This is a genomic window from Enterobacter sp. WP_7_1 (genome assembly GCF_003688535.1).
GTDB lineage: Bacteria > Pseudomonadota > Gammaproteobacteria > Enterobacterales > Enterobacteriaceae > Enterobacter > Enterobacter asburiae.
In genome coordinates this window covers 488,391-513,313 of sequence record NZ_REFK01000002.1, presented here as the reverse complement: position 1 = coordinate 513,313, position 24,923 = coordinate 488,391, and the positions used below count along the sequence as shown (strand labels likewise).

Genomic DNA, 24,923 nt, shown 5'->3' with positions numbered 1-24,923 from the left:
TTTTTTTTAATCTGCAAATCAGGCTTTGGGTTTGTAGTTGCGTATTCCATTACGCGCGAGTACTACTACAGAACCCATCATTAAGCCCAGCAGCACGGCAAGGATCAGAATAATAGGTTTTTTTGGGCTGTCACGATGGACAGGCAGATCTGGCTTCATAACGTAACGATAAACGTGAATAGTGTCCGGATTTACGTTCAGATTCTGGATATCCAACAGATTTTGTTTGGTCTGATAATACGCGGCTGAGAAGATCAGCGGGCGTGAAGCTTCATTGTCAATCATCGATTTCAGCCCGTCGCTTCCCAGCAGGAACATCGTTTCCTGGGTTACATCCTGGGTCTGCTGAATGCGCGGCGAGGTAATTTTCGCTGCCTCAGCATTCTTCAGTGCCTCAGCAATCTGTTTGATTCGCAGATCTTTCTGCTCCTGAGCGACCTTCTCCTGACTTACCAGAGAATCGTTCAGGGTTTTAATCTGCTCCTTGATATTGTCCTTGAGGTCAAGAGCAAGTTCTTTTGCCGTTTGTCCATCAACCTGCTGGATATACTGCGCAAGCTGCTTTTGAGCAGCTTCAGCTGATGTGCTGGTATAGGTGACGCTTAACGGCAGCGTTTCCCCTTTAACAGCAGGTTCAATGGTAAGTTTTTCAGGTACGTCCTGATTGTCGAGTGCCTGCGATAACGCGGAGAAAGAAGAGTTAAAACGTCCAATCGCGCGCGTTTGAATGTCCAGCATTGAAGGGGCAGCACTGCCATAGAGGATGTTCAATGCATTTGAATAGGTTGCTATCTGGGCCGCATCAGGTTGTGCAATAATCGCCCTTGAGGTCCATTTTTCCTTTGCGAATGCTAGATATCCAATTGCCATGGCAATAAAAACAACAACAAAGATTGCTATCGTCCACTTCCCACGCCACAACTGTAACATTAAATCAAATAAATCAATGTGCTCAGGGTCATTGCTTCGGCTGACCGGGCTATTGTTGTTTTGCGTCATACAATCCCTAACAGATAAAAAAAGGGTAAACATTATTATGTTTGCATAGTGTATATATTGCTGAAGATTTTTCTATAAGAATCCGATGAGTTATATCGGAAAGATGGGTTATGTAACCTGCACCCTTCGCGCTATCATAGACGTCGTCTGATGCGCTATGGCATCTGTAAGAAAAGGTTTATGAGGGAAGCTATGAAATTTTTGGTCACGGGCGCTGCAGGTTTTATCGGTGCGAATGTCAGTAAACGCCTCCTTGAGGCCGGTCATCAGGTTGTTGGTATCGATAACCTCAATGAATACTACGATGTCAACCTGAAGCTGGCACGCCTGGAACTGTTAAAATCTGAGCGTTTCACCTTTCACAAGCTGGAATTAGCTGACCGCGAAGGTATGGCCACGCTTTTCGCCAGTGAGAAATTTGATCGCGTCATTCACCTGGCCGCACAGGCAGGCGTACGCTACTCCCTGGAAAATCCGCACGCCTATGCGGATGCCAACCTTATCGGCCATCTCAACGTGCTGGAAGGCTGCCGCCATAATAACGTTCAGCATCTTCTCTATGCCTCATCCAGCTCCGTATATGGCCTCAACCGCAAGATGCCTTTCTCCACTGACGATTCCGTGGATCACCCGGTATCGCTCTATGCCGCGACCAAAAAAGCCAATGAACTGATGTCGCATACCTATTCGCATCTCTACAATCTGCCGACCACCGGCCTGCGCTTCTTTACCGTGTACGGTCCGTGGGGACGCCCGGACATGGCCCTGTTTAAGTTTACTAAGGCGATGATTGAAGGCAAAAGCATTGATGTCTATAACTACGGTAAGATGAAGCGCGACTTCACGTATATTGATGACATCGCTGAAGCAATTATTCGTCTGCAGGATATTATTCCTCAGGCAGATGCTAACTGGACCGTTGAGACCGGCTCCCCGGCAACCAGCTCAGCGCCTTACCGGGTTTATAACATCGGTAACAGTTCGCCAGTAGAACTGATGGATTACATTACCGCCCTGGAAGACGCGCTGGGTAAAAAAGCCGAGAAAAACTTGCTGCCTCTCCAGCCAGGCGACGTACTGGAAACCAGCGCAGACACTAAAGCACTGTATGACGTGATTGGTTTTAAACCGCAAACCGCAGTCAAAGACGGAGTAAAGAACTTCGTTGACTGGTATCGCGATTTCTACAAGGTCTGAAAATAAAAAACCCGGCAATTCAGCCGGGTTTTTTACAGGATAAAGCAGAGAATCAGTCGCTACCAAACAGATCGCGGGTATAAACCTTATCCGCTACATCAGCCAGCTCTTCCGCCATGCGGTTTGAAATGATGACATCAGCTTCTTTCTTAAAGGCATCCAGATCGCGGATCACACGGGAATTGAAGAACTGATCGTCCGGCATGGCAGGCTCATAGATAACAACCTCAACCCCTTTCGCCTTAATGCGCTTCATGATCCCCTGAATGGAAGAGGCGCGGAAGTTATCGGAGCCACTCTTCATGATCAGACGGTACACACCAACAACCTTCGGTTGACGCGCAAGAATGGAGTCGGAAATGAAATCTTTACGTGTACGGTTAGCATCAACAATCGCCGATATCAGATTGTTCGGTACAGCCTGATAGTTTGCCAGCAGTTGCTTAGTGTCTTTTGGCAGGCAATAGCCGCCGTAGCCAAATGACGGGTTGTTGTAGTGGTTGCCAATACGCGGGTCGAGACACACCCCTTCAATAATCTGGCGGGTATTCAGTCCAAGACTCTCTGCGTAGCTGTCGAGCTCATTGAAATAAGCTACTCGCATTGCCAGGTAGGTATTCGCGAAGAGCTTAATCGCCTCAGCTTCGGTGGAGTCGGTGAACAGCACCTGAATATCTTTCTTCACTGCGCCTTCCTGCAGCAGTGCGGCAAAACGTTCAGCGCGCTCAGAACGTTCGCCAATAACGATACGCGAAGGATGCAGGTTATCGTAAAGCGCTCTACCCTCACGCAGGAATTCCGGCGAGAAGAAGATATTATCAATACCGAATTTTTCTTTAATGGATTTGGTAAAACCAACAGGAATGGTCGATTTAATGACCATTACCGCATCAGGGTTGATCGCGATAACGTCTTTGATCACCGCCTCTACAGTTGAGGTGTTGAAGTAGTTGGTTTTAGGATCGTAGTCAGTAGGCGTCGCAATGATGACGTAATCCGCATCGCGGTATGCATCTTCTTTATCTGTCGTGGCGCGGAAATTCAGCGGTTTATTGCTGAGATAGTCCTGGATTTCTTTATCCACAATCGGCGATTTTTTCTGATTGAGCATATCCACTTTGGCCTGCACGATATCCAGCGCAACCACTTCATGATTCTGGGCAATCAGAATGCCGTTAGAAAGACCGACATACCCTGTTCCGGAGATTGTTATTTTCATTCGCTAATGACTTCTGTGAGTTAACTGTACTGATGGCCGCCAGACCATCGCGATAAACATAACTGTTGGGCTTTGTACCTCCTGGCAAACTGAACTGTCAAGGCAAACCAGGAGTAATCACTACGAGCGGGGCGATATTCAGACTACTTCGAATAACAGGCGACATTTTTTGCATAAAAAAACCCGGAGACTGGCTCCGGGTTTTGATTACAGCGAGTAAGTTAACTTATTCCATCCATTCAGTATGGAACACGCCTTCTTTATCGGTGCGTTTGTAAGTATGCGCACCAAAGTAGTCACGCTGTGCCTGAATCAGGTTGGCAGGCAGAACGGCCGCGCGGTAGCTGTCGTAGTAGGCTACTGCAGCAGAGAAGGTCGGAACCGGGATCCCGTTCTGGACAGCGTAGGCAACCACGTCACGCAGCGCCTGCTGATATTCATCCGCAATCTTCTTGAAGTACGGTGCCAGCAGCAGGTTGGCGATACCGGCGTTTTCAGCATAGGCATCGGTGATTTTCTGCAGGAACTGCGCACGAATGATGCAACCCGCGCGGAAGATCTTCGCGATTTCACCGTAGTTCAGATCCCAGTTGTTCTCGTCTGACGCCGCACGCAGCTGAGAGAAGCCCTGCGCGTAAGAAACGATTTTCCCCAGGTACAGGGCACGACGAACTTTTTCAACAAATTCGGCTTTGTCACCTGCTGGTTTAGCCTGTGGGCCTGACAGCACTTTAGACGCCGCGACACGCTGCTCTTTCAGGGAAGAGATGTAACGCGCAAAGACGGATTCGGTGATCAAAGACAGCGGTTCGCCCAGATCCAGAGAGCTCTGGCTGGTCCATTTACCGGTACCTTTGTTCGCAGCTTCATCCAGAATCACATCAACCAGGTATTTACCCTCTTCATCTTTTTTCGTGAAGATATCTTTGGTGATGTCGATCAGGTAGCTGTTCAGCTCGCCTTTGTTCCACTCGGTAAAGGTTTCAGCCAGCTCTTCATTAGAGAGGTTCAGACCGCCTTTCAGCAGGGAATAAGCTTCAGCAATCAGCTGCATGTCGCCGTATTCGATACCGTTGTGCACCATTTTCACATAGTGGCCTGCACCGTCGGCACCGATGTATGTTACGCAAGGCTCACCATCTTCAGCCACGGCTGCGATTTTGGTCAGGATAGGCGCAACGAGTTCGTACGCATCTTTCTGGCCGCCAGGCATGATAGATGGGCCTTTCAGGGCGCCCTCTTCACCACCGGAAACCCCGGTACCGATGAAGTTGAAGCCTTCAGCAGACAGTTCACGGTTACGACGAATGGTGTCCAGGAAGAAGGTGTTACCGCCATCAATAATGATGTCACCTTTTTCGAGGTAAGGCTTCAGGGAATCGATAGCTGCATCGGTGCCTGCGCCCGCTTTCACCATTAACAGGATACGACGAGGCGTTTCCAGAGACTCAACGAACTCTTTCACCGTATAGAAAGGAACCAGTTTCTTGCCTGGGTTCTCGGCAATAACTTCTTCGGTCTTATCACGGGAGCGGTTGAAAACGGAGACGGTATAACCACGGCTTTCGATGTTGAGCGCCAGGTTGCGCCCCATCACTGCCATACCGACAACGCCGATCTGTTGCTTGGACATTACATACTCCTGTCAGGTGTGGTCCCACCGGGTACTTCCCGGTGGATATAATATCGAATTATCTTAACTCAGAAATCGAGAGCAGAGGTAGGTAATTATGGTCATTAACACACTTAAACCTTAACAAAAACATGGTTTATCGGAGATTATTTTTTCGTCAGTGAGGGGCATTGATTTTTATTTTCTTTAATAAGTTTCTGATAAATATAATAGCTTAACTTCGGCGTACGCTTCAATGTCTTATCATCAAAATCAACACCAATTATGCCAAACCTATTTTTGTAACCCCATAACCATTCGAAGTTATCAAGCAAACTCCAAAATAGATAGCCCTGGATATCCAACCCTTCCTTTTTTGCTTCCATAACTGCAGACACATGTCTATTGAGATAGTCTGCTCGCAACTTATCAGAAATGACACCGTCCTTAAGTTTTTCATCTTCTAAACCAAAACCTGCACCATTCTCAGTAATAATGAAGGTAGGATGCGCATATTTTGCATCAAACTTTTTCATCATCGTAACCATCGCTTCTGAAGAGACAGGTCCGTTTACAGAAGGTTTTTTATCCGGGTTAGGAACATTACCTATTTCAAACGATTCAGATTTATCATGCTTAACCAATGTTGGACCATAATAATTTACGCCGATAAAATCAGGTTTCCCCTGGGTAATGAGTTGCATATCTTGAGATGTAGGCTTGAATTTAGGATATGCAGACTGATACATTTTCAATACTAAATCAGGGTATTTCCCCTTATAAAGAGCATCCAGGATCCAGTTGTTATGGAGATCGTTACATAACTTCTCAGTAGCACTATTTGGATTGTCATTATCAATGCATGGCGATAAGTTTAATGCAATCCCAATACGTCCATCATATTTTGCTTTGTGGTAATTCCGTACTGCCATCGCATTTGCAATCAAAAGATTGTGCAGTGCTATCGCTTGTTTTCCACGAGAAGCAACGGATAAAACGTCACGATATCCGTCTGGCTTTTTATCAATAAGGTTTGCTGCAAGAGGTTCAAGAGTAAAAACGTATCCTTCAGGCTCATTAAAAGTTATAAAATAATGACTTCTGCTACCAAAATTTTCAAAAACTACTTGTGCATATTTCTCAAACCAAACTGGTGATTCAGGATTAGACCAACTTCCTTTCTTATAAAGTGCTAATGGCATGTCCCAGTGGTAAAGTGTAATCACAGGTTCAATATTGGCTTCTTTTAAGTCAGTAATCAATTGGCTGTAATATTCTAATCCCTTTTTATTAACCGTCACTCCGTCGGGCATGATCCTTGACCAGGAAATAGAGAAGCGGTACGAATTGACACCTAATTCTTTCATGAGTTGTATATCTTTTAGATAGACATCTCGCGAAATTTGATTGGCCGCAATATCTCCATTTTCAACAGTGCCAATGGTATACTTTGTGACCTCATTATGGGTAAAATAATCCCAATTTGAAGGCCCCTTTCCATTTATATTCCAACCACCTTCAACCTGGTAGGATGAGGATGCCGTGCCCCAGAGAAAATCACATTGCTGTTTTTCGCCGGAGAATGCAGGAGGTAACAGAAGTACAGAGGTAAAGAAAAAATATTTTGCTTTCATTTTAGAATTATTACCAGATACCCATGAAAGATATGATATTGTTAGATAACAATAACTGCTATTTACTATTCTTTATTAAATTGAGTAAATATTGACCGTAATTGGTCTTGCTCATTTCATTTCCGTAGGTCATGACCTCACTTTCAGTGAGCCAGCCGTTACGGTAAGCAATTTCTTCCAGGCAGGCGATTTTGAACCCCTGTCGTTTCTCAATAGTATGAATAAATTGTGATGCTTCGATTAAACTATCATGGGTACCGGTATCGAGCCATGCAAAACCACGACCCAGCAATTCTACCTGAAGATTCCCCTGCTCGAGATACATTTCATTCAGTGTAGTAATTTCAAGTTCACCGCGTGCTGATGGCTTGACACATTTAGCCATATCAACCACGTTTTCATCGTAAAAGTATAGGCCAGTGACAGCCCAGTTGGATTTAGGCGCAGCTGGCTTTTCTTCTATACTTAATGCCTTGAAGTTTTCATCAAACTCGACAACTCCAAAACGTTCAGGATCCATTACCTGATACCCAAAAACAGTAGCTCCGGCATTGCCGGAAACAACCGATTCAAGTTTCCTGCCAAAACTTTGCCCGAAGAAAATATTATCGCCTAATACAAGGGCACATTTATCACCCGCGATAAACTCTTCACCAATAATGAATGCTTGCGCGAGGCCATCAGGAGATGGCTGAATTTCATAGGATAAATTAATTCCGAAACGACTACCATCGCCCAGTAAACGTTTAAAAGAAGGCATATCTTCAGGTGTTGTGATTAAGAGAATATCTCGAATTCCCGCAAGCATAAGCACCGACATTGGATAATAAACCATAGGTTTATCATAAATGGGTAAGAGTTGTTTAGAGACTCCACGTGTTATCGGGTGCAAACGTGTTCCAGAACCGCCAGCCAGGATAATGCCTTTCATTTTACTACCTCAATACTTTTAAGCTAAATAGATTAGATATCTTTATTTAAACAACATCTTCTCTGATATCAGTCGAACATAATGTTTTTACCCACGAGTCTACACTATAACGCGAAATTGCATCCAGGTGCGCATCGTTATATGGGATTTCAAAAAAACCAGAGTCGATTTGGATATTATCTCGATCGATAAAGTAAAAATTTTCAGCTGAATAGAAATCGTAATTTTTAACTCGTGAATTGGTAGTTATAAATTTCCTCTTGAGAGGCAAGCATTCTATTGTCCTCATCGTCAAACCTGTCTGACGGGGATGCTGGATATCAAGAACCGCATCAGCACTAGAGAAGAATGATGCTATCTGCTTTTTATTTCTAGAGCGAAGGGTAAAACTAAAAAGTCTGAACCTAATGATAGACTTAATATTAGTAAGAAGAAAACCTGCCAAGACAACAATTGAAGGGAAATAAAGAACAAACCTCAAATCATATTCATTTTTATATTTCTCATAAATCTCCCCCAATAGTCTGTATCTGTCACTATGTACGGTACCGAGAAATGCAATGGATGGCTTAAAATTCTTTGAAGCGTCTTTTTTCGCTGTGCTTACAAAATCCGGGGAATAAAACAATGGTAAATGAGTCATAAAATCATATTCTCGCGCATCGTTATCATCAAAGGTAAACACGCGGTCAAATAAATTCAGGTACTCTTGAATATGAGGGTAGTTTTTAATAGAATCCCATGCGTAGTAAATGAATTTGGCTTTCTTATATTTATTTTTGAATTTTAATAAATTTTTTCTATTGAGAGATTCACCTTTGAGTACTATGACGTAGTCATAGTCATCATTTGTTTGAAGCAAAATCTTCTCAAAATACGCATCTGAAATACGTTTAAGAAAATTATTATCTTTCCAAAGTCTGAGTAATATTTTAAAAAATACGTTATTAAATGGTTTTTCATCGAAATAATCAACGGTGGCACCGGCTCGCCTTAATCCATCAGATATTTCATTTTCATAGTTAAAAAAGCGAGGACATAAAAACAACACTTTCATTTCAAATACTCTTCTTCACAACGGCCGGGATACCTACAAGTAGCACATTGTTATCACAGGAATGCATTACAACAGCGTTTGCAGCGACAATAACATTGTCGCCAATTCGAATACCGCCAAGAACCTTAGCCCCAGAGGCAATAACCACATTATCACCTAAAACAGGGCGATTTAGGTGATTAAAGGGAATATCTATATTTTTTGCGCCCAGAGTAACTTGTTGGTATATCGTAGCGTTAACACCAATTTTAGATGCACCAATAACAATGCCCTGCGAATGAGGAATAAAGAAACCACCACCTATTTCGCAATTAGAAGCAATCTCAACACCAAAGACAACAAAATTTATTAGAGAAAAAACTTTCCCTAAAATAGGTATTTTTTTCTTAAAGCAAAAATGGCTCATCCGGTATAAAATAACTGGAGTCATTTTCATTCCAAAAAAAGCCGATATTATACCTAAGATAGATACTTTTGATTTATTTCGCCCAGTCAGTTTGTAATATCTCAGCACATCATCTTTAACAAACTTAAACATGAGGATGACTCCCTGTAAATATTTTTATTCTCACAAAAACAAGAGTAACAATGAAAAGTAAAAAATAGGTTTGAATAAAGAACAAATTATAAAAGCCACTGAATATTGCACATTGCATTGCAATCGCATAAGGAAACAAACTATAACGATATGATTTAAGCAAATTCTTGTAAGCAATACTAAAAAGCAGAAGTAAACATGTAACCACAATAAGGGAGCCCGCTATCCCAAGATCGGGCATTAGCTTTTCAAACATTGTCGAAACGTTGGCATTATCGTCTACTAACGCCATGGTATCATGGAATCCTAAATCACTGTAAATAAGATTTCGGATAACACTGGGGAAAAGGTCCTGGAAGCTTGTAAAATCGTATACCGGAACTATGTGTGCAAAGTTATATGCAAGGTTTGCAAGACCTGCCGTAACATAGACATAAAACCATGTGAAGCCTGAAGGCAAACTCGACAGAAATTGTCCTTCTGGTGACAACAAATATTGATAAGGATTTTCAGCGCCCCTGATATCTCCTACTGCTCCAAAAAGGAGAACTATTGTGATTACAGAAAACACAGTGTAAATAAACATTTTTTTAGTGAATTTTTTATAGATAAAAAATAAAAAAAATATTTCCACGAGGCCAGACATCAGTATACCTCGTCTGAAGACCAGCATTTCCCATATACTCATCAATAGTATAACCAGCAGAATAATTTTTCTTTTTGACAAAAGAAAATGATAATACAGTGACGGAAAAACAAAAAGGAATAGCATATTAACTATCCCATGATATGTCGGTATACCGAACTCGGTATAATTATAGCCGCCCCTAAACTGCATAATCATTGGAATCCCGCCAGCAACAACCACATCAGGAATTATCGCAAAGCACCAAATGATGAGCCATATTTTAGTCGCTCGCCAGGATGGCATAATTTTATCCAGACGAACGCGATTAATACTGCCAGGAGTGATAAATGGAAGTGAAAAAATCAAACCCAAAACAACATTTATTGATAAAAAAACCACCATCTCGTTTGAGAGCGGGCTAATATTAGTAGTCAATCCAAGCGAATATAATATAATTGTGAACAGCCAAATTGAAGCATACACAAACCCTGGGGACATTAAAAAAATACTCATCCTACATCCTCAGCTGTCGAAGTCTTCCACCTTCAATATATGAAAGTGCCAATACGATCTTATATATGAAGTCAGGTACTTTAATCGCTTTTGTATCTAATTTGTCACACAACCAAAGAAGGCTTTTTCGGGTTGTTGTAAGTGGTAGAAGATGGATAACATTTATGAGCAATTTACTGGGAAGTCTCGTATCATCTAACATTACTTCGTAGGATGAAAAGAGGCTGTCCATCACGCACTCCGGGTGTTTTTCTTTCAATACAGGGAAAGATTTTGATGCATACACAACCATTCTTTCTGATGCTCGGCGCAATGTTGGTGTATCGCTGTCTTCTGCTTTTGCATCGGGTAAAAAATAAAAGTCATATTTTGCTTTTGAAACTCGGATGCCAAGTTCCTCATCTTCACAGCCGTAATGATAGAACGTCTCATCAAAACCACCGATTGTATTAATGATATCTCGTGTCAGGATAATGCCGTCACTTGCAAAGAAGCGAGTACTTATAATCCCTTCAGGTATATTACGCGCTCCGAGATAACGGCTATCAAAATAACGGAGGTAATTGCTAGTGGAAAGTCTGGCTGGGTCGATTCGTATATTAATTCTGGCTGCCGTGAAGTGCTTACCATGGAAAAAAGAAACTATTTTTTTTATTGCATTAGGTTCAAGCAGGTTGTCGATATCAATAAACATTATCAACGAGTTTGTCGCTAAAGAAATACCAACATTGCGGGAAATAGCCCTGCCAGAATTTACCTGATTCCTGTGGAATGAAAAATTTATTTTATCTTTAAAGACTTCTCCATAAGAGGCTGCGATTTCTTTCAGTGAAACCGGACTACAATCATCAATAAGAATTAATTCAATAAGGTTATCAGGATAATCAATGTTCAGTATGGCATCCATGAAACGCTTAACTTTCGATGGTTCACAATAGGCAGGGACCACTATTGAAATCTTATCATTGTACTGCACCAATGCACCTCGTAGAATAAATTATATTGAAGGCGTAAACTACTGCTAAACCGAAGACGATGTTACTAACACCCATATAATGATAAATAGCAGGCACAACAGCCACTACCAGGCAGAAAGCTATCAACCACTTAATAGCTAATTTATTTAGCTGATTCATTCTAATTAGAACCATGCTGAGCAATTGATCTATAGCTAAAATTGGGGTTAACCAGACAAACGTTCGCAAATAACTATAGGCATTAACAAGCTTTGCACCATAAAGAATATGAATAATCATGTCTGCAAGAACTGTTGTAAACAATGCGCCTGCGCAGGTTACTGCAAGTGTAGCGAAAACACAGAATGGCAATTTTCTTTTAATGTTTGTTATATCAATGAATTTAAATATAAAAATTGGTGCAATTGCCTGGACAAACAGAATACATATTGCATACCAGTTATCGACCAACTGAAGTGCTGCTGCATAGTTGGAATACATTTCTCCGGAAATTTTACCTTCCAGATATACACGATCAAACTTCATAGTGACCTGTTGCATGATCAAACAAAACCATACGGCAACACCAATCTTAAGATATGAGAAAATTTCAGAATCAACCTTCACAAATCTAAACCCGGTAGCCTTTCTGAAAGAATAAAAGATAAAGCCACAAGGTAAAAGTGATTCAATGACCCATGCTACCCAAAGATAATTTATTGGTAACTGATTCCTTACACCAATATAAATGACAATGAGTTTAATTATTGCAGCTAACATTAGTACCAGGCAAGGTAATTTAAGACGAGCCTGGCTTTGGTACCATGTTAAACCGACGATGAAAGTTTCTCGTAATGCGACAGATATGGCCAAACCAATTATGAACTGTCTGGACAGCCCACTTGCAGCAAAAAATCCCCATGCCACCATACACAACGCAACGAAAGTCCCTGCAGCCAGACGTAATATAATCACGTTGCTCATTGTGGTATTTATTTTAGATGGTGCATCCAGCAATTTAGGAATTACCACCTCGGCCCCACAGATCCATGTGCCTGTCATAAATATGGCTAAAATGACGAGAGAATATTGCCAACTGCTGAAATCACCAAAGTCATAATGATTTATCAATAATCTGTTAATAATAATAATAATAACAAGTTGAGTGATTCTCTCGAGGCTAAGATAAAAGAAGTTAACAAAGACTTTTCTTTTATCTTCATCCGCCATAGTTTTTTTTATGGCTGATAATAAAAAATTAGACATCTGTCATATTCTTTTTAAAGTTATCAATCATTATTTCTATATCGGACAATACATTGTTATAGACATGACCGAACTCATTCCTTGTTCTCGTATTATCCGTCGGTGGAAAATATTCTCCTTTGAAACCTTCATGCCATTTGATCGTGCAACCAGTTTTACTTGAAATTAAGTCTGCAATATCAGCAGCTGTTGTATTAACACCTGATGCAATATTGTAGATGTTATACTCATTTTTACGGCTGATCTGGTAAATAAGCTCAGCAACGTCCGTGACTGAAACATAATCTTTTGCATAGGCAGGGGCAACATACATATCAATATGTTTATTCGAGATTGCATTTCTGATTATGCTAGGCAGGAATAACTTACTCTTTAATGCCAAACCATATACATTGCTGGGTCTGACAATAATCGTATCTCGGTTGCTTTTTAAGCATAACTCTTCACTTACCAGTTTAGTAAGATTGAAAAGCCTTCGGTTATCGCTCGTGCATACCGTAAGATTATCCATTTCCGACGCGCTATCTTGTTCCATGTAAACACGCGTTGATGAAATATAGATTAATTTCGAGAATTGAGCGCGTTCCAAAAGTGTTGCCAGCAACTCGGTGTTAGATTTATATACTTCAAACGGCGTGTTTGCACAATCACCATTGCCAGCAGCATAGATGACAATTCCCAGATCTCTTTCAAAAAGAGTCTTATCATCACGCGGTGGAACCTCAACATTCTCACCCTTAGCCAGAAGGTTTTCAACGATTTCACTGCCAATGAAACCACGTCCACCGATCACTGTATAATGTGCTTTCATAAAGATTTTTTATACTCTGCAAGTGTAATTAATTTAATATCTTTTTCTGAGAGAACTGGTGCTGTTACCGGCCAGTCAATAGCAATATCCGGATCATTCCAGATAATTCCACCTTCATCCTTTGGATCGTAAAAATCAGTACACTTATAGTGAAAATCGGCATATTCGCTTAATACACAAAATCCATGGGCAAATCCGGGAGGAACGTATAACTGGTTATTCTTCTCGCCAGAAAGAAGAACACCAACATACTGACCAAACGTCTCAGAATCGTGGCGCAGATCCACTGCAACATCATAAACTTCCCCGCTGATTACGCTGACTAATTTACCCTGGGGTTTCGTTTTCTGGAAATGCAGTCCACGCAAAACATTTCGACTCGAACGTGAGCGGTTATCCTGTACAAAATTACCTTTGATTCCTGCATTTTCATATTTTTCTTTATGCCAGGCTTCAAGGAAAAAACCGCGAGTATCGCCAAAAACCTTAGGTTCAATGATCACACAATCTTTTAAAGGTGTTTGAATTACATTCATTTAAAATCCCTCAGCCGGAAAGATATTCTCACCAGCTGCTTTGTTAGTTAATTTCGGATACTGGTTGAAACTATAAATACTTAACTTTTGTGTTCTTTCCAAAGTAAGTCACAGATATCATCAGTAGGATTAAATGCGGTAGGTGCATTTAGCAGTATTTCGCGTACCCGCTCATAATCAAAGTTGCGACATGAGCTATCCAATTCTGCGATAATGTCTTTCATTTCATTCCACGGAAGCATGACTTCATTAGCCGTCTTAATTCGTGGATGCTGTGTTATTGAGACGTTATCGCCAATCAACAACTCTTCATACAGCTTCTCACCAGGACGCAAGCCAGTCGTTTTGATAGCAATATCGCCATAAGGATTTTTATCATCACGAACTGAAAGTCCTTGCAAGGCAATCATACGGTGGGCGAGGTCAATAATTTTGACCGGATCACCCATATCCAATACGAAAACATCTCCACCACTGCCCATTGCTCCAGCTTGAATAACAAGCTGCGCGGCCTCAGGAATGGTCATGAAATAACGTGTGATGTCAGGATGCGTTAACGTCACCGGACCACCAGCAGCAATTTGTTTTTCAAATAATGGTACGACGGAGCCGGATGAACCTAGCACATTTCCAAACCGGACCATGCTGAAACAGGTTTTACTTGACTCTGATGCGAGAGCCTGAAGTATTAGCTCTGCCATTCTTTTTGTTGCGCCCATGGTGTTCGTTGGTCGCACAGCTTTATCCGTAGAGATAAGCACAAAACTTTCGACACCACAGTTTTCGGCAGCTTGTGCACAACATAAGGTCCCGAAGATATTATTACGAACACCATCAATAACGTTAAATTCAACCAGGGGAACATGCTTATAAGCAGCCGCATGATAGATGGTCTCAACACTAAATGCCTTGATTAACCTTTCAAGATGCGCCATATCCTGAACGTTGCCCAGAATTGGATAAATCTTAACATTTAAAGATTGTGAAAGTATTAAATTTCGCAATTCAGAATCAATTGAATATAGTGAGAATTCTGATAATTCGAAAAGAATTAGTTGAGTAGGTTTATTTCTGATTATCTGTCGACATAGTTCAGAGCCTATAGAACCACCCGCGCCAGTAACCATGACTGTTTTACCCTGAATATTCTTTGAAATTAATTCAGGGATCGGGGTAACAGGATCGCGACCTAAAAGGTCTGTAATTACTACCTTACGTAAGGCATCGATTCTTGCTTTTCCTTCAACGAGGTCGACCATCCCAGGTATTGAAAGCACCTCGCACGGAAGTCCCTCAAGGGTAGATATAACCTCATTTTTTCTGGCGCGGCTGGCACTTGGCATTGCCAGGAGAATTTTCTTAGCTTCGTACTTCTCTATCAACCAGGCCAATTTTTCAGGTGAAAATACGCTTACACCATGGATGACCTGCCCCTGCAATGAGCGATTGTCATCAACAAAAGCCACAGGATAGTATTCATCCATTTGGCTTAACGCAGGAAGTAACTGGCGTCCAGACGCTCCAGCCCCATATATAATTACGCGTGTTCCCAATTTTAAACCGCGATTGACCAGCATTCTCATAGCAAGGCGTGAGCCTGCAACGAACAATACTCCGAAAGAGAAGTAGATAAACGGGATTGTTCTTGGAAGATAGAGATTCGTGTAAAATGCGGCAATAATCAGCAACAACGACGAAATTAGCATCCCAATAGCAACTACAAGCAGTATTTTCGCAGTTATATACCTTATGACAGCTCTATAAAGGCCAAGTTTTACAAAGATGGCCAAAGTAATCACTATTATCGATGTTAGCAGTAACCAATGAGATACGCTTGATAATGGCGTCATTGAATCAATACGGACCCAAAATGCAAACCAAAATGCGCACATTAACAGTACTACATCAATAGAGAGCGTTATAATCCGTTTTATTGGTCTTGGCAAAGAAATTAAATAAGTTAGCATACTAAAAACTAGTCGCCTCGTTAAAGCTTGCTATTAATTTATAAAATAGTACCTGGAGGGCATATGACATGCTCTTCCACTGTTGCACTATATCCACCCACTGTTCCCGCTTGCAGAAATGCCGATTTACCAATACACGCTCCCCCTGCAAGATGCACCCCAACACCTAAATGGGCAAAATCACCGAGAGTTGAATCATGATCGACTGTAGAATGACAATTAACTATCGTACCTACACCAAGAGTTGAGTTTGCTCCTACAACCGCACCGGCTAAAACTACGCTGCCATGTCCCAAAGTAGCGGACGTGCTCACAAATGCAAAAGGATGAATTAGCGTTATCGGATAAATGCTTAGCAATTCTAGCTGTTGGTGGAATGACTCTCTGAGCTTATTATTACCTATGCCAATTACAATGTGTTTAGCAGTACTAGCATAAAGCTTCAGATCTGAGGTTTTCCCGATAACACGAACCTTTGAATTGTCGGAGCGAGATTCATTATCGTCGAGGAATACAATTTTTTCATATCCCAATAGCGTAGCAGTTTCGTACAATGTACGTCCATGTCCTCCAGCTCCAACAATGATCAGATCATTCATTTATGCCTTCTCTTTATCTTTAACTCCAGCACCACATCTGAATACAAGAATAATCAATGGTAACCAGGCGATGGTAATGCCTACAATTCCATCAATTTTTGCAGAGATGATTAAGTAAGCAATAGGGAGCAGCCACATGAAGTTAATAGCTATAGCCGCCATAGTAACAGGAATATGGCTCTTATATTTACGGGCAAGAATTTGGTAACAATGACTTGCATGTGCTTCATAGACTTTCTTACCCGCCAGTAATCTTCTCAGTAAGGTAGTAGTTGCATCAACAATGAAAACACCCAGCAGACAGAGTTCTGCGATCAGAACACGTGAGTCCAGCTTTGCAAAATAAAGGATCATCAGCCCAATGGTGATACCCAGAAAACCGCTTCCAGCATCGCCCATGAAGATCCTTGCCACAGGGAAGTTCCACACGATGAACCCCGCGACCGATCCAGCGAGTGCTAATGCAAGCATAGTCATTGCATCAGATGAATCAGAGTAGTTATTGATAGTTATTATCAAGATACTACAAAGCGAAAAGGTAATAGCTTGCGCACTTGCAAGACCATTAATACCATCCATAAAGTTATATAAATTCAACATCCATACAAGATAGATACTACCGAGGATCATTCCAAACCATGACAAAGAAACATCGTAGCCAAACATATTAATGCTTGGGAACGATCCTAGATAAAAAAGCCCTATAGCTGCAGCGATGAAGTGCATTAACAAGCGCCAGCGTGCGGCGATATGGCCATGATCGTCGAGGAAACCAATAACCGCAATCAATAAGCCAGGCACGAAGAAACCTAAAAATGTTGCCTGAGTTATATGATTTGTAAGGACCAGCCATACTAATGAAGCTAACAATGTTAATACAATAGCCACCCCTCCCCCACGAGGTGTAGGAACACTGTGAGAACTTCTTTGGTTTGGTTGATCAATTACATTATTCTTGATGGCATATAACCTTAAACCCCAGGTCAACGCGCATGATATAAAGAATGCAAAAACGACAATGCCCAGATACAACATTATTTGTTACCTTCAATAAAATACTTCGCTGTTTTTACCATCGTTTCTTGTAACGAGACGGGTGGCGTCCATTGAAGCTGCTCTCTTGATTTTCTTGAATCAACTTCCAGATCGCCAAACAGTTGATCATATATACTTTTCTTGCCCAGTATAGAAAGGAAAATTTTCAGTATTGTTTTGGGGAAATAGACAAGTCGCGCTTTCATACCCATCCCGGTAGAAAATGCCGTTATCATTTCTTCAGTTGAAGGATGCACTTCGTCAGCCAAAAGATAGAGTTCATTCTTTGACTTCTCATTCGTTACACATTCGCAGATAAAGCTCACAACATTGTCCAGTGAAGCAAGAGCACGCTTATTTTTAACCAATTTAAAAGGCAGTGGCAGATTTCGCGACACTAGTTTTAACAATCGTTGAATGTTACCCGGTGCATTTGGACCACAAATCAATGCCGGACGCACTATGGTTATCCCCATATTGCTACCAGTAAATGCTTTAAGAAGACTTTCCTCGGCTTCCAGCTTTGAAATAGCATAATCTGAAGTGGGTCTGGCAGGTGTCGTTTCACTAAAAGGTATCCCCGAAGTGGAATTACCATTAACACCTATTGAACTGACGAAGATGAAATGTTTCACATTACAACTTATTGCATCATGAGCTAATTTCATCGTGGCATCGTGATTCACACGACGAAATTCTGTCAGCGTATCTTCGGCTTTATCATTAAGGATATGTGCTCTGCCTGCTGTGTGAATGACAGTATCACAACCCTGGAGAAGGGTTGTCCAGTTTGTTTGTGCAGAGATATCGCCAAGGTTGTACATCCCATTGTCGATATTTTCGTCTCGACGGGAAGTGAAAATTACCTGATGACCTGCCGACCTCAGCGTTTTGACTAAAGCAGAACCGAGAAAACCAGTTCCCCCTGTCACTAAAACTTTCATTGTCATCCCCTATCAGTTAATGAACTATAAACAAATATAGAAATAAACTGCTCTTAACGATTTTGATAATTTTGCGCAATCCAGGATTTATAATTACCGCTTTTAACGTTTTCCACCCATTCTGTATTTGTCAAATACCATTCAACGGTTTTACGAATGCCACTTTCAAAGGTCTCCTGTGGCGTCCATCCCAACTCAGCACTAATTTTATTTGCATCAATGGCGTAGCGACGGTCATGGCCCGGACGATCAGCAACATACGTAATCTGATCGCGATAAGACCCCTCTTTTGGCACAATCTCATCAAGCAGATCGCAAATCGTATGGACCACGTCCAGGTTCTGCTTCTCGTTATGACCGCCAATATTGTACGTTTCACCCGGTTTCCCTTGAGTGACAACGGTGTAGAGTGCACGCGCATGATCTTCTACATATAGCCAGTCACGGATCTGATCGCCCTTACCGTAAATAGGAAGAGCTTTTCCGTCCAGCGCATTCAGGATAACCAGTGGGATCAGTTTTTCAGGGAAATGGTACGGGCCGTAGTTGTTTGAACAGTTGGTGACAATGGTGGGGAAACCGTATGTACGCAGCCAGGCACGAACAAGATGATCGCTCGAGGCTTTCGACGCTGAATACGGACTGCTAGGCGCATAAGCAGTGGTCTCAGTGAAGAGTGGCAGCTCAGTTGACGCCGGATGCTCATCAGGATGCGGCAAATCACCATACACTTCGTCGGTTGAGATGTGGTGGAAACGAAACGCTTTCTTCGCCTGCTCATCCAACGTTGACCAGTACGCACGAGCGGCTTCCAGCAGTACATAAGTGCCGACGATATTGGTTTCGATAAACGCAGCCGGGCCAGTAATCGAACGATCGACGTGACTTTCAGCGGCCAGGTGCATCACCGCATCAGGCTTATGCTTTGCGAAAATGCGATCCATAGCGTCTTTGTCGCAAATATCCGCATGTTCAAAAGCATATCGGCCGCTGTCGCTGACTTCACTGAGCGACTCAAGGTTGCCGGCATAGGTCAGCTTATCCACATTGACGACGTCGTCCTGGGTATTTTTAATAATATGTCGTACAACCGCTGAGCCGATAAAGCCGGCCCCACCCGTCACAAGAATTTTCACGTTATCTGTTCCATCTGTTGGAAATGTCTGGATACTTGCGCTCTGAAACCTGAACATTTATTAACTGACGGTTTCAGAAATTGAGCACGCTACCGCCCCTGGCTTAACAGCTACCAGTGCACTGAGCGATGTGTGATTAAATGATTTTTCTTGTCTGGATACAGACAAAAAACTGGCGTTAATTGTCGTCCTAAACGACCTCAGAAACAAGCACAAATCGCTACAAAGCAATCCGTATTTAGACCCTGTAACTCGCTGTAATCATGGGATTAATAACAAAAAGCGGCAGTCATCATTTTGGTTAGATATCAACACACCAAAATAATGACTGCCGCTTGTTCAAATCGTGGCCGGAATATCAGTCGTTTGCGAGCAACTTCTCAATACGGGTTCTGAACTTCGCCCCTTCCTTCAGGTTACGCAGTCCATAATTCACGAACGCCTGCATATAACCCATTTTCTTACCGCAGTCATAGCTGTCGCCGGTCATCAGCATAGCGTCTACGGACTGTTTCTTCGCCAGCTCGGCAATCGCGTCGGTCAGCTGAATACGATCCCAGGCGCCTGGCTCGGTTTTTTCCAGCTCGGCCCAGATATCTGCGTTCAGAACATAGCGACCTACAGCCATCAGGTCTGAGTCCAGCGTCTGTGGCTGATCCGGTTTTTCGATAAACTCAACGATGCGGCTCACCTGCCCTTCCGTCTCCAGCGGTTCTTTAGTCTGGATCACAGAGTACTCGGAGAGATCGCCCTTCATGCGTTTCGCCAGCACCTGGCTACGGCCGGTTTCATTGAAACGTGCCACCATTGCCGCCAGGTTATAACGCAGCGGATCGGCAGAAGCAGTATCAATGATGATATCCGGCAGCACGACGATGAATGGATTATCGCCCACAACCGGACGGGCACACAGAATAGAGTGGCCCAGACCCAGCGGCTGCGCCTGGCGCACGTTCATGATGGTCACGCCTGGCGGACAAATAGACTGCACTTCCGCCAGCAGCTGGCGCTTAACGCGCTGTTCAAGCAGCGCTTCGAGTTCGTAAGAGGTGTCGAAGTGGTTTTCTACCGCATTCTTGGACGAGTGCGTAACCAGGACGATTTCTTTGATCCCTGCAGCAACAATCTCGTCGACAATGTACTGAATCATTGGCTTGTCGACGATCGGCAGCATCTCTTTAGGAATGGCTTTTGTGGCTGGCAGCATATGCATGCCCAAGCCTGCTACCGGAATGACTGCTTTCAAATTAATCATTATTTCTTCCACCTTAAAATGGTTGACGAATTATAGCTCTTAAACCTGTTTTCGCCAGCATGATTTGCCGTAATCCTCAGGTAATGTTACGCCTTAGACCTACAAATTTCTGTAGTTGTAATCTGAATAGATCACGCTTCTTTCCCAGGAATAGTCTCAAAACAGCTATTTGTCGATTATCTGTGCGGAAGCGCAAAGTTAAGCTTTTCCGCATTCACCACCTGCTGGTCGACCCGGTCAATATCCACCGAGCTTTGCCCCTTCTCATTCACCGCTTTAATGTTCGCCAGCGACAGCAAGGTCTCATCTTTCGCCATAAATTTACCCCGCACATCCTTGCGCAGGTCGAAGTTGATCTTGAGGGCGGGACCCACAGCGGCTTCCTGCATCACATTGATGTTGCGTAAAAAAAGATGCTGCGGCTTGTTGTGCAGTTCAAGCGTAGCACGCTGCATTTCCACGTTAGTTATCGCCACAAACGAGGTGGCGTTACCGGATGAAATCTGTATTCCGCGCAATTTATACGCAAGCTGACGATTATCGAGATGAATATTGTTGAGCTTGAAGTTCTGCGGGATGGACAAATAATCGCCTTTTATCACCCCATAGCCGATTAACATTCCGGCGCTGTTCACCATATCGACATTATCAATAATGAAATTATCACAGCCATAAATGGCCACCGTGGCATTGTCTATTCCCGCCTTTTTACTGAAGTCGGGAGTTATATTTTTGGCCTTAATATTGCGAATAACAAAATGTTTACCGTTTTCAACGTGAACCAGCTGGCGACAGTTGCTGCCGGTAATGTTTGCCACCACGAAGTTCTTGACGGTTTGCTTCTCCGGATAGTCGTTATCGTAGGTGCTGCCAGCGAGGCCAATGCCGATGCCCCAGTTGATCTTGCCGTTGGTGCAGTTGATGTTGTCGATGACATGATCGGAGATCAGGATATTGCGATCGTTGATGGCGACGTTCCACTCGATCGCATCGCCCTGGAGATGGCTAAATTTACTGTTGGTGATGCGGGCACCATCCACCTGGTTGTGGAAACCCTGGCGCAGGATGGCGTAGTTGGCCTGGCTTACGCTGATGTTATCAATCAGCAAATTGCGCATCACGCTCGGTTTCTTGCCGCCGATGTAGATCTGCGTCACCGGGCCAAAACCGCTCATGGTCAGCCCTTTGATGACGCAGTCAGAGCCGCGAACGTCGAGCGTGATGTTCTCCGTGCGGCCAGCACCTTCGCCTATTACTTTGCTGCCTTCCTGCAGAACAAAGCGGCCGCGCCCGTTGCCGGTTAACGCCCCGCGGATCAGCAGCGTTTTACCGTCGGGAATGAAAATGCCCGTATTGATGTTTTCGCAGGTGAGCCCGGCGGGGACCACGACGGTGTCACCGTCATTGAACGCCTGCTTAAAGGCGGCGATCCAGTCGTTGTTATTGTACTGATTAACAGAAACCGTTCTGCCGCTTGCCGCGCGCGCGATGCGTGACGACAGCAGCGGCGTGGCCGCCAGAACGGAGAGAGAAGAGACAAAGGTGCGTCGGGTAATCTTTTTCAGCATACATCCTCGGCGTTACAACGTTTGCAGCAGGCTCGCTAACTGACGGTTAATCACCTGCTGGTTAAAATCGGTTTCCACTTTTTGTCGGGCGTTCTGGAGCACGGGCTCCAGCGTCTGCTGGTCGATATCGCTGAAGGCTGCTAATCGGTCCGCAAGGGCCATCGCGTTATTCTCCGGCACCAGCCAGCCGGAATGGTCAGACTTAATCAGCTCCGGGATCCCGCTGTGCAGGGTTGATACCACCGGAATACCTACGGCCATCGCCTCCATCAGCGCCACCGGAATGCCTTCCATATCGCCATCGGCGCCCGTTACGGAAGGCAGCAGAAACACATCCGCCTCGTCGAGCATGGCCTTGACCTCGTGGCTCGGCTTGAAGCCCGGCATCTCTACGACATCTTCCAGCTGATACTGTTCGATAAGCGTGCGCAGACGACGCTCCCACGGCCCAATGCCGAGAATGCGATAGTGGAAATCCACCCCGCGCGCTTTCAGCTGGCGGCAGGCTTCAATGGCCACATGGAGGCCTTTCTTCTCGGTCAGGCGAGCAACGGAGATGATCTGCAGCGGTTTTCCCGGCACCTTGACAGGACGGCGAGTGAAGCGCGTTAAGTCCACGCCCATACGCGAAACGGCAATTTTCTCTCCCGGGCAGCCCATGTTTTTCAGGCGTCCGGCCCACAGGTCGCTGATAGGCAGCATCATGTCGCCGCGCCTGAACAGCTGCTGATACTCCGGCGTGTAGTGGTTAAGCACTTCGCGGCTGGAGATGTCGATACCGTGGAAGATGGTCGCAATTTTGCCGTCAATAACGCCCAGCTCGCGCAGCTTCGCGGCGGTGACGCCCGCCGGGCCAAAGTGGGCGATAAACACGTCGGCACGATACGGCTGCGCGGTTTGCCCGCAGATGGCCGACAGGATCAGATTGCGGGATTCGGACCCATAGCGGGAAACATTCAGCGCCCGCCACGTCGACGCGCGGTGGATCCCGCGCAACGTCTGGCTGGCCCGGTGGCGCAGCTTGCTCAGCCTCCCGGACGGCTCATCCTGCAGCCAGCGGGTTTTCGCCTCCAGCCCATACTGGGTATACGCCGCATGGGTGTTTTTGGTATCGCCCTTTTGCAGGGCGATAATCTCCACGTCATATCCCATATCGATAAACGCGGTGATTTGGTTCAGGACAAACGTTTCAGACGACAGCGGAAATTTCAGTAAGAAGAAACCAACCTTCATTTCCCCTCCCGCACGCGGTCAAGTACCGATTTCACCATCCCAATGCCCTTCTCGCGCTCGGCTTTCACCGCCACCGCCAGGCGTTCATTGATCGCAGGCAGCTGGCCGAGCGTGTCGCCCACCATCGCACCAAGCGAACCATCGAGCAGATGACGGATATCCACGGCCATTTCCGGCATACCGAGCTGCTGCATGATGCCTGCTGATTTGTGTTCGTAGTTGATGGCAATGGCCGGCGTGCCAAAGTTCATGGAGATAATGGCGGAGTGCAGCCGCGTGCCGACGGTCAGGTCGCAGGCGGAGAGCAGCTTGCCCATCTCCAGATCGTTCAGTTCGTCCATCACCACGTGATAGCGGGACGGATCGTTCACCAGATTGCGCAGGTTCAGCGCCACCATGCGGTCGTCTTTGTTGTAGCTGTCGATGCCGGTGCAGGTGGAGAGCGCCAGCACCTGGTAACCGCTGTCCAGCACGCGGTTCACCACGTCGGCGAAGGCTTTCTCGTACGCCGCCTGGGTCGTGCCTAAACGTTTATCAAAAGGCGCCAGCTCGCGCAGGGTGATTGCGACGGTTTTCTGTTTCGCCGCCACGTCGAGCCAGTGCTGCACCGCGTAGCTCGGCTGGAAGCTATCGTCCTGATGATCCACAAGCCACGCGGTGTCCACGCCGTGCTCAACTTTTGAGGTGTCAATTTCGCTGCGCTTCATCATGTCGAGGCTGACCGACTCGCGCAGGATCAGCGCGTCGCAGTGGCCGAAGACGTAGTTTGCGAGCTGGTTAAACTGCGGATCCTGGAATGGTCCGACGCTGTGGCCAATCATAAACAGCGGCTTTTTCGCCATGAACGTACAAAGCGCATGCTCAAACTGCGGCACGCCGTAGAGATCGACGAAGAAAGAACCGCCAACCTGGATAATGGCGTCATAGCCGGACAGCAGACGAACAAAATCGGTAAAGCCCTGCGCGATAGCGATGTTGCGCAGCTTGCCGGTATCGGTCACACGGGAAAGCAGCACCTGGTGCTGGTAGCGACGACGCAGCACTTTCTTCACGCGGCCCATCACGCCCGCGGCGTTGTTATGCTGTTTCATCTGGCTGTAGAGCGGGTCGCCCATTACCGGGCGGTTCAGCAACCAGGATGAGCTGACCGGATAACGGCTCATCACGTCCACTTCGGTCTCAGGCTTAAGGGTGTTAATTGCATCCAGTAAACCGCGCAGGATGGCGCTGTCGCCACGGTTGCCGCAGGTATGGTTGCCAAGAATTAATAATTTCATAATGGCCTCTTA

Annotated in this window: 22 protein-coding genes; 1 reads left to right on the top strand and 21 read right to left on the bottom strand. The window is 44.6% G+C overall.

The window, feature by feature from the left end:
• Positions 1-18: 18 nt before the first annotated feature.
• Positions 19-999: an LPS O-antigen chain length determinant protein WzzB gene (wzzB, locus tag BJ885_RS11685; RefSeq protein ID WP_029739242.1), complete on the bottom strand. Its 981-nt coding sequence runs from the start codon at positions 997-999 to the stop codon at positions 19-21.
• A gap of 192 nt (positions 1,000-1,191) precedes the next feature.
• Here wzzB and BJ885_RS11680 point away from each other — a divergent pair, with 192 nt between their 5' ends.
• Complete coding sequence (locus BJ885_RS11680; RefSeq protein WP_059347009.1) at positions 1,192-2,196, top strand: NAD-dependent epimerase; 1,005 nt, start codon at positions 1,192-1,194, stop codon at positions 2,194-2,196.
• Positions 2,197-2,248: 52 nt separating this feature from the next.
• Here the strand turns inward: BJ885_RS11680 and ugd are convergent, their stop codons facing one another.
• The 20 genes from ugd to wcaK form a co-directional block, all read right to left on the bottom strand.
• Complete coding sequence (gene ugd, locus BJ885_RS11675; RefSeq protein WP_059347010.1) at positions 2,249-3,415, bottom strand: UDP-glucose 6-dehydrogenase; 1,167 nt, start codon at positions 3,413-3,415, stop codon at positions 2,249-2,251.
• Between the two features lie 226 nt (positions 3,416-3,641).
• Positions 3,642-5,048: an NADP-dependent phosphogluconate dehydrogenase gene (gene gndA, locus BJ885_RS11670; RefSeq protein WP_063923185.1), complete on the bottom strand. Its 1,407-nt coding sequence runs from the start codon at positions 5,046-5,048 to the stop codon at positions 3,642-3,644.
• 146 nt (positions 5,049-5,194) lie between these two features.
• On the bottom strand, positions 5,195-6,661 hold the full coding sequence (locus tag BJ885_RS11665) for a glycoside hydrolase family 1 protein (RefSeq protein ID WP_121931985.1): 1,467 nt from the start codon (positions 6,659-6,661) through the stop codon (positions 5,195-5,197).
• A gap of 58 nt (positions 6,662-6,719) precedes the next feature.
• Entirely contained in the window at positions 6,720-7,592 is an 873-nt protein-coding gene (gene rfbA / locus BJ885_RS11660) for a glucose-1-phosphate thymidylyltransferase RfbA (protein WP_029739237.1), read from the bottom strand.
• A 46-nt stretch (positions 7,593-7,638) separates the two neighbouring features.
• Positions 7,639-8,649 carry a hypothetical protein gene (locus BJ885_RS11655; protein ID WP_047647356.1) on the bottom strand — a complete coding sequence of 337 codons (1,011 nt, stop codon included), beginning with the start codon at positions 8,647-8,649 and terminating at the stop codon, positions 7,639-7,641.
• Position 8,650: 1 nt separating this feature from the next.
• Positions 8,651-9,187 (bottom strand): serine O-acetyltransferase, encoded by a 537-nt coding sequence (locus tag BJ885_RS11650; protein WP_029739235.1) that lies wholly within the window; start codon positions 9,185-9,187, stop codon positions 8,651-8,653.
• Positions 9,180-10,328: an O45 family O-antigen polymerase gene (gene wzy, locus BJ885_RS11645; RefSeq protein ID WP_029739234.1), complete on the bottom strand. Its 1,149-nt coding sequence runs from the start codon at positions 10,326-10,328 to the stop codon at positions 9,180-9,182. The genes BJ885_RS11650 and wzy overlap by 8 nt, the downstream gene beginning before the upstream one ends.
• 1 nt (position 10,329) lies before the next feature.
• A complete protein-coding gene (locus BJ885_RS11640; RefSeq protein ID WP_183128626.1) occupies positions 10,330-11,304 on the bottom strand; it encodes a glycosyltransferase family 2 protein in 975 nt (324 codons plus the stop codon).
• On the bottom strand, positions 11,291-12,550 hold the full coding sequence (wzx, locus tag BJ885_RS11635; protein ID WP_029739232.1) for an O45 family O-antigen flippase: 1,260 nt from the start codon (positions 12,548-12,550) through the stop codon (positions 11,291-11,293). The genes BJ885_RS11640 and wzx overlap by 14 nt, the downstream gene beginning before the upstream one ends.
• A complete protein-coding gene (locus BJ885_RS11630; protein WP_047647351.1) occupies positions 12,543-13,361 on the bottom strand; it encodes an NAD(P)-dependent oxidoreductase in 819 nt (272 codons plus the stop codon). The genes wzx and BJ885_RS11630 overlap by 8 nt, the downstream gene beginning before the upstream one ends.
• On the bottom strand, positions 13,358-13,897 hold the full coding sequence (gene rfbC / locus BJ885_RS11625) for a dTDP-4-dehydrorhamnose 3,5-epimerase (RefSeq protein WP_029739230.1): 540 nt from the start codon (positions 13,895-13,897) through the stop codon (positions 13,358-13,360). The genes BJ885_RS11630 and rfbC overlap by 4 nt, the downstream gene beginning before the upstream one ends.
• 80 nt (positions 13,898-13,977) lie before the next feature.
• Positions 13,978-15,864 (bottom strand): nucleoside-diphosphate sugar epimerase/dehydratase, encoded by a 1,887-nt coding sequence (locus BJ885_RS11620; protein ID WP_038417395.1) that lies wholly within the window; start codon positions 15,862-15,864, stop codon positions 13,978-13,980.
• Between the two features lie 38 nt (positions 15,865-15,902).
• Positions 15,903-16,463: a sugar O-acyltransferase gene (locus tag BJ885_RS11615; RefSeq protein WP_071789403.1), complete on the bottom strand. Its 561-nt coding sequence runs from the start codon at positions 16,461-16,463 to the stop codon at positions 15,903-15,905.
• Positions 16,464-17,498, bottom strand: coding sequence for a glycosyltransferase family 4 protein (locus BJ885_RS11610; RefSeq protein ID WP_121931983.1), 1,035 nt, complete (start codon positions 17,496-17,498; stop codon positions 16,464-16,466). It abuts the gene before it with no gap.
• On the bottom strand, positions 17,498-18,442 hold the full coding sequence (locus BJ885_RS11605; protein WP_121931982.1) for an NAD-dependent epimerase/dehydratase family protein: 945 nt from the start codon (positions 18,440-18,442) through the stop codon (positions 17,498-17,500). The genes BJ885_RS11610 and BJ885_RS11605 overlap by 1 nt, the downstream gene beginning before the upstream one ends.
• Before the next feature lie 53 nt (positions 18,443-18,495).
• Entirely contained in the window at positions 18,496-19,578 is a 1,083-nt protein-coding gene (rfbB, locus tag BJ885_RS11600; RefSeq protein ID WP_121931981.1) for a dTDP-glucose 4,6-dehydratase, read from the bottom strand.
• A 358-nt stretch (positions 19,579-19,936) separates the two neighbouring features.
• Positions 19,937-20,833, bottom strand: a complete 897-nt coding sequence (gene galF, locus BJ885_RS11595) for a GalU regulator GalF (RefSeq protein ID WP_029742022.1) — start codon at positions 20,831-20,833, stop codon at positions 19,937-19,939.
• Positions 20,834-21,009: 176 nt separating this feature from the next.
• Positions 21,010-22,401, bottom strand: a complete 1,392-nt coding sequence (wcaM, locus tag BJ885_RS11590) for a colanic acid biosynthesis protein WcaM (RefSeq protein WP_121931980.1) — start codon at positions 22,399-22,401, stop codon at positions 21,010-21,012.
• A 12-nt stretch (positions 22,402-22,413) separates the two neighbouring features.
• Positions 22,414-23,634, bottom strand: a complete 1,221-nt coding sequence (gene wcaL / locus BJ885_RS11585) for a colanic acid biosynthesis glycosyltransferase WcaL (RefSeq protein ID WP_063923198.1) — start codon at positions 23,632-23,634, stop codon at positions 22,414-22,416.
• Positions 23,631-24,911, bottom strand: a complete 1,281-nt coding sequence (gene wcaK, locus BJ885_RS11580; protein ID WP_032658813.1) for a colanic acid biosynthesis pyruvyl transferase WcaK — start codon at positions 24,909-24,911, stop codon at positions 23,631-23,633. The genes wcaL and wcaK overlap by 4 nt, the downstream gene beginning before the upstream one ends.
• Between the last annotated feature and the right edge of the window lie 12 nt (positions 24,912-24,923).